The sequence below is a fragment of the Candidatus Nitrospira neuquenensis genome (genome assembly GCF_979578155.1).
Genome location: NZ_CEFZDU010000011.1, coordinates 113,579 through 128,103, shown reverse-complemented (window position 1 = coordinate 128,103; position 14,525 = coordinate 113,579). Strand labels below are relative to the sequence as shown.

General features: G+C 72.3%; 17 protein-coding genes. 12 read left to right on the top strand and 5 right to left on the bottom strand.

Features of this window, described 5'->3' with window-relative positions:
* The first annotated feature begins 2 nt into the window (after positions 1–2).
* The 7 genes from nagZ to AC1U7O_RS05635 all read left to right on the top strand — a co-directional run bounded on the left by nagZ (position 3) and on the right by AC1U7O_RS05635 (position 6,524).
* The gene (gene nagZ / locus AC1U7O_RS05665; RefSeq protein WP_479893649.1) at positions 3–1,106 is read left to right on the top strand and encodes a beta-N-acetylhexosaminidase; all 1,104 of its coding nucleotides are present in this window, start codon (positions 3–5) and stop codon (positions 1,104–1,106) included.
* Positions 1,103–2,410 (top strand): MFS transporter, encoded by a 1,308-nt coding sequence (locus tag AC1U7O_RS05660; RefSeq protein WP_479893648.1) that lies wholly within the window; start codon positions 1,103–1,105, stop codon positions 2,408–2,410. The genes nagZ and AC1U7O_RS05660 overlap by 4 nt, the downstream gene beginning before the upstream one ends.
* Positions 2,411–2,530: 120 nt before the next feature.
* A complete protein-coding gene (locus AC1U7O_RS05655; RefSeq protein WP_479893646.1) occupies positions 2,531–2,926 on the top strand; it encodes a hypothetical protein in 396 nt (131 codons plus the stop codon).
* Positions 2,927–3,409 (top strand): phosphate-starvation-inducible PsiE family protein, encoded by a 483-nt coding sequence (locus AC1U7O_RS05650; RefSeq protein ID WP_479893645.1) that lies wholly within the window; start codon positions 2,927–2,929, stop codon positions 3,407–3,409.
* 12 nt (positions 3,410–3,421) lie between these two features.
* Complete coding sequence (locus tag AC1U7O_RS05645; protein ID WP_479893643.1) at positions 3,422–4,936, top strand: SLC13 family permease; 1,515 nt, start codon at positions 3,422–3,424, stop codon at positions 4,934–4,936.
* Positions 4,937–5,001: 65 nt separating this feature from the next.
* Positions 5,002–5,427 carry a hypothetical protein gene (locus AC1U7O_RS05640; RefSeq protein ID WP_479893642.1) on the top strand — a complete coding sequence of 142 codons (426 nt, stop codon included), beginning with the start codon at positions 5,002–5,004 and terminating at the stop codon, positions 5,425–5,427.
* 86 nt (positions 5,428–5,513) lie between these two features.
* A complete protein-coding gene (locus tag AC1U7O_RS05635) occupies positions 5,514–6,524 on the top strand; it encodes a hypothetical protein (protein ID WP_479893641.1) in 1,011 nt (336 codons plus the stop codon).
* On the opposite strand, the gene AC1U7O_RS05630 is transcribed toward AC1U7O_RS05635, so the two are convergent.
* The 4 genes from AC1U7O_RS05630 to AC1U7O_RS05615 all read right to left on the bottom strand — a co-directional run bounded on the left by AC1U7O_RS05630 (position 6,499) and on the right by AC1U7O_RS05615 (position 9,843).
* Positions 6,499–7,971: an amino acid permease gene (locus AC1U7O_RS05630; RefSeq protein WP_479893903.1), complete on the bottom strand. Its 1,473-nt coding sequence runs from the start codon at positions 7,969–7,971 to the stop codon at positions 6,499–6,501. The two genes, AC1U7O_RS05635 and AC1U7O_RS05630, sit on opposite strands and share 26 nt — an antisense overlap.
* A gap of 84 nt (positions 7,972–8,055) precedes the next feature.
* Positions 8,056–8,787: a gamma-glutamyl-gamma-aminobutyrate hydrolase family protein gene (locus tag AC1U7O_RS05625; RefSeq protein WP_479893639.1), complete on the bottom strand. Its 732-nt coding sequence runs from the start codon at positions 8,785–8,787 to the stop codon at positions 8,056–8,058.
* A gap of 17 nt (positions 8,788–8,804) precedes the next feature.
* Entirely contained in the window at positions 8,805–9,185 is a 381-nt protein-coding gene (locus AC1U7O_RS05620; protein ID WP_479893638.1) for a hypothetical protein, read from the bottom strand.
* Between the two features lie 199 nt (positions 9,186–9,384).
* Entirely contained in the window at positions 9,385–9,843 is a 459-nt protein-coding gene (locus AC1U7O_RS05615; protein WP_479893636.1) for a hypothetical protein, read from the bottom strand.
* A 95-nt stretch (positions 9,844–9,938) separates the two neighbouring features.
* On the opposite strand from AC1U7O_RS05615, the gene AC1U7O_RS05610 reads away from it, so the two are divergent.
* The 5 genes from AC1U7O_RS05610 to AC1U7O_RS05590 all read left to right on the top strand — a co-directional run bounded on the left by AC1U7O_RS05610 (position 9,939) and on the right by AC1U7O_RS05590 (position 13,662).
* A complete protein-coding gene (locus AC1U7O_RS05610) occupies positions 9,939–11,147 on the top strand; it encodes a M24 family metallopeptidase (RefSeq protein WP_479893635.1) in 1,209 nt (402 codons plus the stop codon).
* 89 nt (positions 11,148–11,236) lie between these two features.
* Positions 11,237–11,494, top strand: a complete 258-nt coding sequence (locus AC1U7O_RS05605; RefSeq protein WP_479893633.1) for a hypothetical protein — start codon at positions 11,237–11,239, stop codon at positions 11,492–11,494.
* Complete coding sequence (locus AC1U7O_RS05600) at positions 11,491–11,904, top strand: type II toxin-antitoxin system VapC family toxin (RefSeq protein WP_479893631.1); 414 nt, start codon at positions 11,491–11,493, stop codon at positions 11,902–11,904. Before AC1U7O_RS05605 ends, AC1U7O_RS05600 begins: the two co-directional genes overlap by 4 nt.
* Positions 11,905–11,998: 94 nt before the next feature.
* On the top strand, positions 11,999–12,877 hold the full coding sequence (gene tatA / locus AC1U7O_RS05595; RefSeq protein ID WP_479893629.1) for a twin-arginine translocase TatA/TatE family subunit: 879 nt from the start codon (positions 11,999–12,001) through the stop codon (positions 12,875–12,877).
* Positions 12,874–13,662 carry a HEAT repeat domain-containing protein gene (locus tag AC1U7O_RS05590; protein WP_479893627.1) on the top strand — a complete coding sequence of 263 codons (789 nt, stop codon included), beginning with the start codon at positions 12,874–12,876 and terminating at the stop codon, positions 13,660–13,662. The genes tatA and AC1U7O_RS05590 overlap by 4 nt, the downstream gene beginning before the upstream one ends.
* 13 nt (positions 13,663–13,675) lie before the next feature.
* On the opposite strand, the gene AC1U7O_RS05585 is transcribed toward AC1U7O_RS05590, so the two are convergent.
* Entirely contained in the window at positions 13,676–14,473 is a 798-nt protein-coding gene (locus tag AC1U7O_RS05585; protein WP_479893626.1) for a formylglycine-generating enzyme family protein, read from the bottom strand.
* Between the last annotated feature and the right edge of the window lie 52 nt (positions 14,474–14,525).

Sequence of the window (14,525 nt, the reverse complement as noted above, 5' to 3'; positions counted from 1 at the left end):
CGGTGGCCTCCCTGCGCGAACGGGTCGGCCAGCTCTTCATGCTCGGGTTCACCGGTACGGCGGTGACGCCCGAGGTCGCCGAGCTGCTTGCCACGTGCAAGCCGGGCGGCGTGATCCTCTTCTCCCGGAACCTGGAGTCGGTCGAGCAGATCGTCGCGCTGACCAACGACCTGGAGCGGCGCGCCCCGCGCCCGCCGCTGCTGGTGGCGATCGACCAGGAAGGCGGCCGCGTCTGCCGGCTCCCCGCCGAGTTCACGATCTTCCCCGCCTGCCGCCGCCTGGCCCGCTGCGAGTCCAGCGAGCTGGCCTACGCGGCCGCCGCCGTCACCGCCGCGGAATTGCGGGCGGTCGGCATCACCATGAACATGGCGCCGGTGCTGGACGTAGACACGAACCCCGCCAACCCGATCATCGGCGACCGGTCCTTCGGCGGCGACCCCGAGCTGGTCTGCGAGCTGGGGCTGGCGACGGTCTTCGGCCTGCAGAACGGCCGGGTCGTGGCCTGCGGCAAGCACTTCCCCGGCCACGGCGACACGGCGGCCGACTCGCACCTGGCGCTGCCGGTCGTCGCCGCCCCGCGCGAGCGGCTGGAGGGGGTCGAGCTGCGCCCCTTCCGGGCGGCGGTCGCCCGCGGCCTCGCCGCCGTGATGACCGCCCACGTCCTCTACCCCGCGCTCGATGAGAAGCTCCCCGCCACCCTGTCCCCGGCGATCCTGACCGGCCTGCTGCGCCAGGGCATGACGTTCGACGGCCTGGTGCTCACCGACGACCTGGAGATGCGGGCGATCACGGACCACTACGGCGTCGGCGAGGCGGCGGTGCGGGCGATCCAGGCCGGCGCGGACATTCTCCTCGTCTGCAAGGACCGCGACCGCGCGGTCGCCGCGGTGGAGGCGGTGGAGCGGGCGGTGACCGACGGGGCCGTCCCCGAGGCGCGGATCGAGGATTCGCTCCGGCGGATCGCCCGCGTCAAGGAGCGGTTCCTCCTCCCTTACCGGCCGGCGGACCTCGTGGCCGCCCGCGCCATCGTCGGCAGCCGCACGCATCGGGCGCTGCGGGACCAGGTCCTCCGCGCCTGCGAGCGACGCGCCCCGGACCAGGCGTGACGCGGGAGCCGGCCGGGGCCGCGACGAGGAGGGAGCTCTGGGCCTGGGCGTTCTACGACTTCGCCAACTCCTCCTTCACCACCCTCATCGTCACGGTCGCCTACAGCGTCTACTTCGTCCAGGTCGTCGCCGCGCCACTGGCCGGACCGGGTCGGGAGACCCTGCCGGAGCGGGTCTGGTTCTGGGGCTACGCCCTGTCCATGCTCGTCGCCGCCATCCTCGCGCCGGTGCTCGGTGCGCTCGCGGACGCCCGCGCGTGCAAGCGGCGCTTCCTCCGCTGGTCCACCCTGGTCTGCGTCGGTTGCACGGCGCTGCTCGCGACCGTCGGCCGGGGCGACGTCTGGGCCGGCCTGATCCTGTTCGGCATCGCCAATGTCGCCTTCGACCTCGGCTTCCTCTTCTGCAGCGCCTTCCTCGTCGAGATCACGACGCCCGACCGCCTGGGCCGCCTCTCCGGCTACGGCTGGGCCTTCGGGTACGCGGGCGGCCTCCTGTCCCTGGCCCTGGCCTATCCCTTCATCCGCGGGGGCTTCGCGGAAGACAACCTGGCGTCCTACCGGCTGAGCTTCGCCGTCACGGCCGCGTTCTTCCTGCTCGCCGCGCTCCCCACGCTCCTGTGGCTCACGGAGCGCGCGACGCCGCAGCCCGGCTCGGCGATCGCCCCCTGGCGCGAGGGGTTCGCGCGGCTGGCCGCCACCGCAACCCAGGTGGGCCGGTACCGCGACCTCTTCGCCTACCTGGTCGCCTACCTGATTTATACGGATGCGGTGAACACGGTCATCGTGGCCTCGGCCATCTTCGCGAACAAAGTCCTGGACTTTTCGCCTGGCGATCTGATTATCTATTTCCTCGTCACGCAGGTGACGGCGGGGGTCGGCGCCGCCGGCTTCGGCCTGCTGGCCGACCGACTCGGCCTCACGCGCACGATCTCGGCCACCCTGGTCTGCTGGATCCTGCTCGTCGCCGGGGCGGCGCTGGTCCGCACCCACGCGCAGTTCTACGCGATCGGGCTGGCGGCCGGCGCGGTGCTCGGGGCCAACCAGGCGACGAGCCGCGCGCTGCTGGGCCGCTTCACCCCGGCCGGCCGCCAGGGGGAGTTCTTCGGCTTCTTTTCGGTGACGGGGAAGTTCGCGGCCGTGATCGGCCCCCTCGTGTACGGCGAGGTCACGGTCTGGGCCGGGAGCCAGCGCTGGGCCGTCTTCTCCATGGCCCTGTTCTTCGCGCTCGGGCTCCTGCTCCTGCGCGCGGTGGACGAGCGGCGGGGGATCGAGGCCGCCGCGAGGAATGGTGGATCGCCGGGTTGAACGGTTGATGGTCGAGGGAGCGAGGCATCGGAGAGTGCGCCTCGGACCAATCCTTCGATCAACGATCCCGCAACGAGTCAATCCTCAATCAGCCATGCACCGCTCACGCGGAAACTGACCATGTCCGTCAAGAAGGGCGACATCATCGACGAGCACAAGCGGCATCCGGGCAGTTGCGGGCTCATGGTCAAGGTCATGGGCGGCGGCGAGGGGTTCGAGAAGATCGTCTGCTGCGACCACGAGCTGACCGAGGAGGACGTGGTGACCAAGCCCGGTTCCACGCACGGCCGCAAGCGCGACATGCTCCTGCCGGGCATCGTCCTGGACGAGAAGAAGCGCTTTCCGGACTCCTGCGGCCTGCGCGTCATGATCATGGAGGGGGGCGCCGGGTTCAAGGAGATCCGCTGCTGCGGCCACTCCCTGACGCTGGACTCGATGCGGGACCTGCGGTTCGGGAACCTGCGTGGCGCGGCGGCCGACCAGCTCGGCCAATCGGGCCCCTCGGGGAACGCCTGAATGGCCGAGCCGAGCGACGAGAGGATGAAGCGGTGGGTGTCCTGGATGCGGTGGCTCGACCGCTGGGGCTACGTCACCGCGGGCTTCAGCTTCCTCTTCCTCGGGATGCTGATCTTCGTCTATAGCTGGGGCACCTTCATCCTGGCGGCCCGCGGCACCTTCCTCCCCGCCGCGCTGACCCTCGTCAACGATCTGCTGCTCGTCATCATCCTGCTGGAGCTCTTCCGCACGATCGTGCGCTTCCTCCAGACGGACATCATCACGCTGGAGCCCTTCCTCAACATCGGCATCATCGCCTCGATCCGGCGCATCCTGACGGCCGGCGCGGAGCTCGCGCACCTGACCGGCGTGTCGGACGAGCTGTTCCAGCGCTACCTGATGGACATCGCGCTGAACGTCGGCGTCGTGATGGTCCTGATGGTGGCCGTCTTCATGGTCCGCAAGAGCCCCGCCGACCCGGCCACGTCGGCCGCGAGGCCGTAGGGCCGGCCCCCGATGCCGGCACCCGCCCCCTCGCCCCCCGGGGCGTCCGCCGCGCCGACGGGGGGACGGGCGGGACGGCTCGCCGGCCTGCTGGCCGGCCCCGCCGCGGCCCTGCTGATCTTCCTCGCGCCGCTCCCCTCGCTGTCACCGGAGGCCCATCGGCTCGCCGCGATCCTCGCCTGGGTGGTCTGCTACTGGGTGGCCGAGCCGATCCCGCTCCCCGTCACCGCGCTGCTCGGCACCGCGTTCTGCGTCGTCGCGGGCCTGGGCTCGGTCAAGAGCGTCTTCGCCGGCTACGCCCATCCCATCATTTTCCTGTTCATCGGGAGCTTCTTCCTGGCGGGAGCCATGACGGCCCACGGCCTGGACCGTCGGCTCGCCGTGTCCGTGCTCTCGCTCGCCTGGGTGGGCGCGCGCCCCCCGCGCATCCTGCTCGCGGTGGGCGTGGTCACCGCGCTCGTCTCCATGTGGGTGAGCAACACGGCGACCGCGGCCATGATGCTCCCCGTCGCCCAGGGCCTGCTCGCGACGCTCCAGGCCTCGCAGCCGGCCGGCCTGGAGCGGTACCGCTCCGGCCTCCTCCTGATCCTCACCTACGCCGCGACGGCCGGGGGCGCGGCCACGATCGTCGGCACGCCGCCGAACCTCGTCGGCGCCGGCCTGATCGCGCAGGAAACCGGCGTGGCCATCCCCTTTCAGACCTGGCTCCTCTTCGGCGTCCCTCTCGCCGTCGCGTTGCTGCTGGCCAGTTGGACCCTGCTGGCAGTGCTGCACCCGGCGTCGGAGCCCGTCGTGCCGGGGCTGGACCGGTACCTCGGGGAGCATCGGGCGGCGATGGGTCCATGGACGAGGGGCGAGATCAACGCCGCCGCCGCGTTCGGCGTCGCCCTGCTTCTCTGGATCGGACCCGGCCTGCTGGGGGCCCTCATCGGCCCGGCGAGCGCCCCCGCCGCCTGGCTGGCCCGCCACCTTCCCAACGAGCTCGTCGCGCTCCTGGCGGCGGGGCTGCTCTTCGTGCTCCCCGTGGACCGGAAGGCGGGCATCATGACCCTCTCCTGGCGGGAGGCGGCCGAGATCAACTGGGGAACGATCCTGCTCTTCGGCGGAGGACTGGCCTTCGGCGAGCTGATGACGAAGACGGGGCTGTCCGACGCGGTGGGCCGCGGCGTCGTCGAGTGGTTCGGGGTGTCGTCTCTCTGGAGCCTGACCGCCGCCGCCATCGCCGCCGCGGTCCTCCTCAGCGAGCTGACCTCGAACACCGCCGCGGCGACCATGCTCGTGCCGCTCGTGATCGCTATCGCGCGGTCCGCGGACCTGCCGCCGGTGCCGCCGGCCCTCGGCGCCTGCCTGGGGGCGAGCCTGGGGTTCGCCCTGCCGGTCTCGACCCCGCCCAACGCGATGGTCTATGCGACGGGCCTCGTGCCCCTGCGCCACCTGATCCGCGCCGGCGTGCTCCTCGACGTCGTCGGCGCGGCTCTCATCTGGCTCACGTTGCGCCTCATCTGCCCCCTGCTGGGCCTGACCTGACCCGCGGCGCGGCCCCTTGCCTGGAGTCGCCGGTTGTGGCATCATGGCGCTTCCCAGGCTCCCAGATGGCGACTCTCTTGGAATACGTCGGCAATGTGCACATATTCCTCGGGCCCTACCGGGGAAACCCCATCGCCCTGTACCTGAGGCGCAACGGCGCCACCTGCCAGATCGCGCCGCGCGTCTATCCCTGGAACACCGTCGTCGGGGAGGGTGACTCGCCCAACCGCGCGGCCGCCGACTTCGAGGAGAAGTGGAAGGCCAAGGGGCTGTCGCCGGACATGTTCACCGGCCCCCACTGGGAAGGGGGCATCAAGCCGGAGAAGCCCGCGCCCCCCAAGCCCGCCGCACCGCCGAAACCCGCGGCGACCCCGTCGGCGCCGCCGGGCGAGGGGGCGCAACCCGCCGCCGGCGCCGCCGCGCCGGCTCCCGCCCAGGCCGCCGCCACCGTCGCTCCCGAGCCCCCCGCGCCCTTCGGAAAATCCAGCTAGCGTCCCCCGCCGGCCCCTCGAGCCGTCCGACGCCGGCGCGCGCCCTCCTTGCAATCCACGGGGGGTTGCGGGGATGATGCTCGTCCATGTCCGTCCGGCCGGCGCTCGTCCGAGGTCTCGCCGTCGCCCTCCTGTCGCTCCTCGGCGCACCGGCGCCCTCCGTCGCGCTCGCCTGGGACTGGTTCCCGACCGAGGAGGAGACCGAGAACTTCCGGCGGAGCTGGAATCCCCAGACCCACGGCCCGCTGCTGATCTCCCCCGCCGACACCCAGCGGAAGGGCCAGTGGCTCTTCTGGGCCTTCGCCTACGGTGAGGTGGCCAGCCGCCGCTTCGACGGGACCTACGGCCTGACGGGATCGGGCACCCCCTTCTCCCAGGACGCCGCCATGCCCGGCGCCGTCCTCTACTACGGGCTGACCGACCACGTCTCGCTCGGCGTGAGCGGCGGCGTGATCTCCTACAGGTCCGACCAGCTCAACGGGGGCGCCAAGGCGGGCGCCACCGGTCCCGACGACATCGGGCTCATCATGAAGGCCCGCCACATCGTGCAGGACCCGGACGGCTGGCGGCCGTCCGTCGGGACCTACACCCGCATCTCCCTGCCCGTCAGCCGCTGGGCCGGCGTGCCGGAAATCCCCGGCGGCTTCGTCCCCATCACGCCCCGCCCCGCCACCCGCGCGGGCGCGCTCTCCATCACCGAGGGTCCCCTCGTCCGGAAGAACCTGGAGCCCTTCCGGCTGAGCGGCATGGCCCTCTACACCTACAACACCCCCGGCACCGAGCAGGGACAGACGGTCTACGCCAGCGACCTGCTGGACATGCGGTTGAGCCTGGAGTACGTGGTGCCGGCGTCGAAGGGCTTCGGCCTGATCCTGGATTGGGTGATCCAGCAGGGCCTCCCGTGGCGGCTGGACGGCCACGCGATCACCACCGGCTACAAGACCTTCGCCCTCTACGGCGCGGCGGTGGGTGCGGAGTATCGGTTCACCCAGGACATCGTGGCCTCCTGCGGCGTCCTCTTCACGCTGGCCGGCCAGAACAACGTGGACGCCGTCTACCCGGGGGCCTCGATCAAGTATTACTGGGGTCGGGACTGACCCGCTCGGGGTCGCTCGCGGGGACCGCGCCGCCGACGGTCGGTTGCGCCAGCCGGCTGTGGCGCAGCCCGTAACCGACGTAGACGAGCCCGCCGACGACCGACCAGACGCCGAACCGCAGCCAGGTCAACCCGGGAAGGTAGGCCATGAGCCCCAGACAGGCCGCCATGCCCAGCAGCGGCACCCAGGGCATGAAGGGAATGCGGAAGGGCCGGTGGCGGTCCGGCTGGAGGCGGCGCAGGACGAGGACGGCGGCGCAGACCAGGAAGAAGGCGAAGAGCGTCCCGATGTTGGTCATGTCCGCCGCCTCCCCGATGGGCAGGAAGGCCGCGAGCGCGGCGATGCCGATCCCGGTCAGGACCGTCGCGTGGTGCGGCGTGCCGAAGCGCGGATGCACGGCGCAGAGCCAGGGCCCGAGCAGGCCGTCGCGCGACATGGCGAAGAAGACGCGGATCTGCCCGATCATCATCACGAACAGCACGCTCGTGATCCCGGCCAGCGCGCCGGCGGCGACGAGCGCGGCGCCCCAGCGGAGCCCGAGCCGCTGGAGCGCCCGGGCGACGGGCGCGTGGACGTCGATCTCCGCGAAGGGCACGATCCCGGTCAGCACCGCCGCGACCGCCACGTAGAGCAGGGTGCAGATGCCCAGCGACGCCAGGATGCTGACGGGCAGGTCGCGCTGGGGGTTGCGGGCCTCCTCGGCCGTCGTGGACACGGCGTCGAAGCCGATGTAGGCGAAGAACACGATCGCGGCCGCGGCTCCCACGCCCGCGAAGCCGTAGGGCATGAAGGGGGTCCAGTTGGCCGGCTCGACGGACCCGAATCCCATGGCGAGGAACACGAGCACGACCGCCACCTTGACCACCACGATCACCCCCGTCGTCCGCGCGCTTTCCTTGACGCCGAGGACCAGGACGGCCGTGACGAGCAGGACGATGATCGCGGCCGGCAGGTTCACGACGCCGCCCTCGGGGCCCGGCCCGTGCGCGGCCCAGGCCGGCAGCGCCAGGCCGAGCGACTTGAGGATGTGGGTGAAGTAGTCCGACCAGCCGATCGCCACGACGACGCAGGCCACGCCGTACTCCAGGATGAGGTTCCAGCCCGTGATCCAGGCGAGGAACTCCCCCAGCGTCGCGTAGGAATAGGTGTAGGCGCTTCCCGCGACCGGGAGCATGGCCGAGAACTCCGCGTAGCACAGCGCGCAGAGCGCGCAGGTCACGCCGGCGAGCACGAAGGACAGCACGATGCCGGGCCCCGCGCCGGGCCGGTAGGCGTCCCCGACGGTGGCGGTCCCGATCAGCACGAAGATGCCCGTCCCGATGATCGCGCCGATCCCCAGCGCGGTCAGGTCCCAGAGCGTCAGCGTCTTCTTGAGCCGGTGCTCGGGATGGTTGGAGTCGGCGAGGATCTGCTCGACGGACTTGGTGCGGAACAGGGCCTTGACCACCGAGGACTCCACGATCAGTGAGGGGTGCGCGTGGGACGCCGGCGGGCGGGCCGGGCCACCCGTCAGGCGTCGCACACCCGGCGTTCAGGAACGGGCGGCCGCCAGGAAGGCCCGGAACAGGCGCCGCTGGACCTCGTGGCGCCGGTAGAGGCACTCGGGGTGCCACTGCACGCCCAGCAGGAAGGGATGGCGCGGCGACTCGATCGCCTCGATCACGCCGTCGGGCGCGACGGCGCTCGCCGCCAGCGCCGGCGCCACGGTCCGGACCGACTGGTGATGCGAGCTGTTCACGCGCAGCCGCGCGCCGCGCACGATCCGGCGCAGGAGGCTGTCCGGCGCCACCCGGACCTCGTGCGCGAGGCGGGTGGCGGGGCCCGTCGCCCGGTGCGGGAGCGCCGCGGGAAGCTGGCGCGCGATGTCCTGGAGCAGGGTGCCGCCCAGCGCCACGTTGAGCGACTGCATGCCGCCGCAGATGGCGAGGGTGGGCAGGCCGGCCTCGGCCGCGAGCCGCGCCATGTCCAGCTCGAAGTCGTACCGCGCACGGCTCATGACCGGGAAGGGAAAGCGGCGCCGCTCGCCGTAGAGGGCGGGCGGCAGGTCCGGCCCGCTGCCCGTGAGCAGCAACCCGTCGAGGCCGCGCAGCAGCCGGCGCCGCAGCTCCGGCTCGGCGGCGAGCGGGAGGATCACCGGCACCCCGCCCAACTCCTCGATCGCCCGGACGTAGCGGGCCCGCAGAAAGTACGTCGGCTCGCCGCCGCCGCGCACCCGCCGATCCCCCTCGGTGAAATCCGGCACGACCCCGATGATCGGCTTCATGACGGGCTCCGGGCGCGCTAGCGCGCGGGCTCGGCCGCGGGCGCGGCCGGCTCCGCGCCGCCGGCCGCCTCCGGCGGCACCCCGAAGAACCGGACGGCCTTGTCGCCCGTGAGGTGTTCCGGCGTGATGACGTAGGTCCCGCGCAGGCTCGTGTCCCAGACCGAGCGCGCCGCCTTCTCGTTGCCCGCGCTGAAGGCATAGGTGAGGCCGCCGGAGATCCCGCCCAGCAGGCCGAAGACCACCTTGAGGAGGCCGTAGGGAATCGTCGCGAAGACGCTGGCCGTGCCGAGGCCGAACTCGGCCGCGGCGCCGGACGGCTCTTTCTTCCCCGCGCTCTCCTCCGCGGCCCAGCCGGTCTGGAGCAGACCGAGGTGGCAGACCGCCGCGATCACCGTCACGGCCACGGCTTTTCGGAACGGCGTCGCCGGGCCCCTGTCTCTGTCCGTTCGCCGGGCAATCCCACGAGTTCGCACCGGGTCTCCCTCCTTTGATTGAGGCTCAGGGCCCCGCGGGCCCGCGGGGCCGATGGGTCCTTATAGCAAATCCCCGCCGATGGAGAAAACTCCTATTTGCCGAGGAGACGCCCCGCCGCGCTCTTCACGGCGCGGGCAAGTCGAGCTCCGCCAGCACCTGCGCGGTGATCCGGTCCGGCGTGGCGAGGACGGCGGCCTCCAGCTCGGCGGACCAGCGCGCCGGGGGGAGGGTGCAGTTCTCCTGCGACAGGCCGGCCGCGATCGCCAAGTCCAGCTTCTGCGCGCAGACCGCCTGGACGAAGAGGTCCCGCGCCCGGAACCGGTAGTCCGCCCGCTCCGCCTCGGGACGGCCGATCAGGATGCCGTCGAGCCAGGCGTCGAAGCCGATCGCGCGGCCGAGCCGGTCGAGCTGGGCCTCCTCCACCTCGACCGCGACCTGGATGCCGCCCTTCCAGCTCCGCTTCTTGACGTTGAAGACGCAGCAGAGGCGGGCCGGCGGACCCTCGGCCTGGTCCGGCCCGTAGAAGAGGGTGACGCGGTAGAGCGGCGTGTTCGGGGGCGACGCGAGCGACACGCGGCGCATTGTACGCGGCGGCCTCCTGCCGCACAAGGCCGGCGCGGGACGCGGACGCGGGGCGATTGACGGGCCGGTGGAACGGGCGGTACGATGCCCGCGCCATGCCCGACCGGCCCGACCCGACCGCCAGAGTCGCCGACATCCAGCGCGCCCTGCGCGAGACGCCGGGGCTCGACGGCTGGCTCTTCTACGACTTTCGGGGCAGCGACCCCCTCGCCTATCGGGTTCTCGGGCTGGACCCGACCCGCCACGTCACCCGCCGCTGGTACTACTGGATTCCCGCGCGGGGCGAGCCCGCGAAGCTGGCCCACCGGATCGAGCCCCGGGTCCTCGACGAGCTGCCCGGCGACCTCCGCCTCTACGTCTCCTGGACGGAGCAGCAGGCGGCGCTGGCCGACCTCGTGGCCGGGGCCCGCCGCCTGGCGATGCAGTACTCCCCGATGAACGCGATCCCCTACGTCTCGCGCGTGGACGCCGGCACCGTCGAGCTGGTCCGGAGCCTCGGCGTCGAGGTCGTCACCTCGGCCGACCTCCTGCAGCGGTTCGAGGCGGTCTGGAGCGGAGCGCAGCTCGCCTCCCACCGCGACGCCGCCGAGGCGCTGCGTCGCATCGTGGACGAGGCGTTCGCCCACGTCGCCGCCGAGCGCGCCGCCCGCCGGTCGCTCACCGAATACGGCCTCCAGCAGTTCATCCTCGCACGCATCCGCGCGCACGGGCTCGTGACCGGGAGCGCGCCGATCGTCGCGGTGGACGCCCACAGCGCCGACCCCCATTACGGGCCGGGGGCCGAGGGGTCCGCCGAGGTCCGGGACGGCTGTCTCGTCCTCATCGACCTCTGGGCCAAGCGGCCGGAGCCGGGGAGCGTCTACGCCGACATCACCTGGACCGGCCACGTGGGCCGGACCGTCCCGGGCCGGCAGCGGGAGGTCTTCGACGTCGTCCGCGCGGCGCGCGACGCGGCCGTCGCCTTCGTCCGATCCCGAGCCGCCGCGGACGACCTGCCCTGCGGCTCGGAGGTGGACCGGGTCTGCCGCCAGGTGATCCGCGAGGCGGGATACGGCGACCGGTTCGTGCATCGCACCGGCCATTCCATCGGCGAGGAGGTGCACGGCAACGGCGCCAACCTCGACGACCTGGAGACGCGCGACGGCCGCCGCCTCCTCGCCGGCACCTGCTTCTCCATCGAGCCCGGGATCTATCTCCCCGGCGAGTTCGGCATCCGGAGCGAATTGGACGTCTACCTCGACGGCCGCGACGCCCTCGTCTTCGGCCAGCCGGTGCAGACGGAGATCGTGCCGATCCTCGCCTGACGCCTCCCCTTGCGCCCCACGGCCGATGGGCTTGACCCGCGGCGGGATTTTGTATTACACAATGTACGACATTGCCGGAGGAGGCATCCATGGCTGTCCGGACGGTTCGCCTGGACGACGAGACGGAAGCGGTTCTCAGAAGGCTCATGAAGGACTCCGGCCTGTCCGTCTCCCAGGCCTTGAAGCGTGGGCTGTTCGCGCTGTGGGACGAAACGCGTGGACGGGCGCGCCCGGCCTACGAGATCTATCGCAGGCTCGATCTCGGGCCTGGCGGCTACGCCGTTGCCCCCTCGTCCCGGGCTCGAGCCGGCGCGGCCGCGGCGATCAGGCGGAAGCACGGGCGATGATCCTGATGGACACGGGGCCGTTCGTGGCCCTGTTCGATCCGAGGGACCACCACCATGCCCGTTGCAAAGACCTGCTGAAGTCGCTCCGCGATTCCCTCTGCACGACAGTCCCTGTCCTCACCGAAGCCTTGCACCTCCTCACACCGGCCAGCATCGGCGCCGCCAGGCTTCGCGAGTTCGTCATGGACGGCGGCGCGGCCGTCTGGTGCCTGGACGACGACGGAATCCGGCGGGCCTTCGAGCTCATGGAGCAGTACGCCGATCATCCGATGGACCTGGCCGATGCGTCCTTGATCGTCGCGGCCGAATCCCTCGACACGACGAAGGTCTTCACGATCGATCGGCCCGACTTCACCGCCTATCGCATCCGGCGCGGCCATCGCCATCTGAAGGTCGAGCTGATCGGGTGATCCGAGACGGGTCGCCCAAGCTTGACACGATCCCCGGCCGACGGATAGAGTCTGCCCACGGATTAGGCACGACCACCCGGCAAAGGACCCGCCCATGTTCGGCACGATGGGGTTCTCCGAGCTCATCATCATTCTGGCGATCATCCTGATCATCTTCGGGGCTGGCCGCCTACCCCAGATCGGCGAGGGACTCGGCAAGGCCCTCAAGGGCTTCAAGAAGGAAGTCAACGAGCCGCCGCCGGCTCTGGATCCGGCTGCACCGAACGCGCCGAGCGCGGCGCAGGCCCCGATGGAGCAAGCGCAGACGGCGCCCCAGCCGCAACCGGCCGCCACCCAGGTGTCCCAGGCGCCGGCGGCGCAGCCGGCCGAGGGCGGCCGCACGGTCCTGGCCGCCTACCAGCCCGGCCCCGAGGCGACGCCCGGCACGACCGCGGCCATGGTGGCGGCCGGCGCCGGGCCCCAGCCGCCGCGACCGCCCAAGCCGAAGGCCCAGCCGACCGCGGCGCCCGCCGCGGCGAGCGGCGCGCCGGCCGGCCCGACCGGGTATCAGCCGCCGAACCTGCCGACGATGGAGGACCGCATGGCCCAGCCCCCGCCGCTGGCCCGCGCCCAGTATCCGCCGCTCCCTCCCTCCGCCCAGCCCAAGCCCACGGGGCCGGCCAAGCGCCCGTCGGCCGTCGTCAACAAGGACGCGGTGGCGCGCGTCCAGGCCCAGCAGGCCGCGATGAAGCAGCAGGCCGCCCAGAGCCAGGGCGGCGGCCTCACGCCGAAGGACATGCAGAGCCTCGGCGAAGGGCTCGGCGACACGCTCCGCACCTTCCGCCAGGCGGTCGCCGACGTGCGCAGCTCGGTGGACCCGCAGATGCGGACGATCCAGGCCGAGCTCGACGCGGCGCAGAAGGAAATCGAGCAGACCATCGAGACCGCCAAGCAGGCGCCGCCCCCCAAGGAAGAGCCGCCGAAGCCGAGTTGAGCGCCCTGCTTTCCCCTCCACGAGCCGACCGTTCCCTCCAGCCGTGTCGGTGCCTCGCCGCGCTGGTCCTCATCCTCGCGGCCTGCACCAACGTCTCGCCCCCTTCGAATCCCCAAGAGGCGGTGCCCCGCCTCGTCGCCCTGCTGAAGGATCAGGACGGCGAGGTGCGCCGGACCGCAGCCCAGGCCCTCGGGAAGATCGGCGACCCCGTCGCCGTGCCGGCGCTCGCGGCGGGGCTGCGCGACCCGGACGCCCCGGTGCGCCGGGACTGCGCCTGGGCGCTCGGCATGGTGGGCGAGGCGGCGCTCGACGGGGCGGGGATGGCGCTCGTGGCGTCGTTGCGCGACCCGGACGACGCGGTGCGGGCGGCCGCGGCCGCGGCGCTGGGGCAGACCGGCGCGACGCAGGGGATGGTCGAGCTGATCGCGGAGATGGTGCGGGACGGCGAGGTCGGGACGCGCCGGGCGGCGGTGCAGGCGCTGGGCTGGCTGGAAGCGACGTCCGCCGCGCCGGCGCTGGAAGCGGCGCTGCACGATGCGGATGCGACGGTCCGGCAGGGGGCGGTGGCGGCGCTCGGGGAGCTGGCCGACCCGGCGAGCCTGCCCGCCCTCCAGGCCAGGCTGTTGACCGACCCGGACCCGGCGGTCAGGGCCGAGGCGGCGTTCCGGCTCGGCAAGCTCGGGGATCGGACCGTGGCGCCGGCCCTGGCGCAGGCGGCGCGGAGCGACGACAACGAATCCGTGCGGCGCTGGGCCGCCCGGGCCGCCGAGTCGGCCAAGAATTAGCCTCTCACCACTCTCACTTTCCGCGCGCCGCGTCCGTCGCGCAGCGGAAGCCGAAGGTGTTGATCTCCGTGTCCGGCGCATCGCGGTTCCGGTCCGCGGCGCGGGCGAAGACTCCGTCGTAGTTCCAGCCGCCGCCCCGGACCACCCTTTCGACGCCGTCGGCCGGACCGGGGGGGTTCCTCTTTGGGCTCTTCCCGTAGTAGCGGACGTCGTACCAGTCCGCCACCCATTCCCAGGCGTTGCCCGCCATGTCCTCGACGCCGTAGGGGCTCCTCCCGAGGGGGTGGCTGCCGACTTCGTCGAGCGTCTCGTACCCCTTCCAGGGCTGTCGCCCGAAATTGCCCCGCTCGGCCGTCGGGGGCTCGTTGCCCCAGGGAAACCGGCGGCCGTCGGTCCCGCGGGCCGCCTTCTCCCACTCCGCCTCGGTGGGAAGCCGCTTGCCGACCCAGCGGCAATAGGCCGCGGCCGCATCCCAACTCACGCCGACGACCGGACGCCGGCCGTCGCGGACGAGGTTGGCTTCTTCCCAGTGCCGCGGCGGCTTGATGCCGGTCGCCTCCAGAAACTTGGCGTAGCGCGCGGTCGTCACCTCGAACCGGTCGAGGTAGAACGCGTCGAGCTCCACCTCGTGGATCGGCTCCTCGTCCGCCACCTCCTCGCTGCCCATCGGAAAGGGACCGGCGGGGATGAGCACCATGGGAGCGCCGTCGCGGCCGACGACCTCGGCCGTCTCCGCCGCGGCGAGCGGCATCGCCGCCAGCAGGAGGACCATCGCTGCTCGGCCCAGGGCTCGCACGACTCCTCGGCTCATGGCTACCCTCGTCCCACGTCCAAAAACAGAAGGGGCGTCCGGCCGCTCCCGG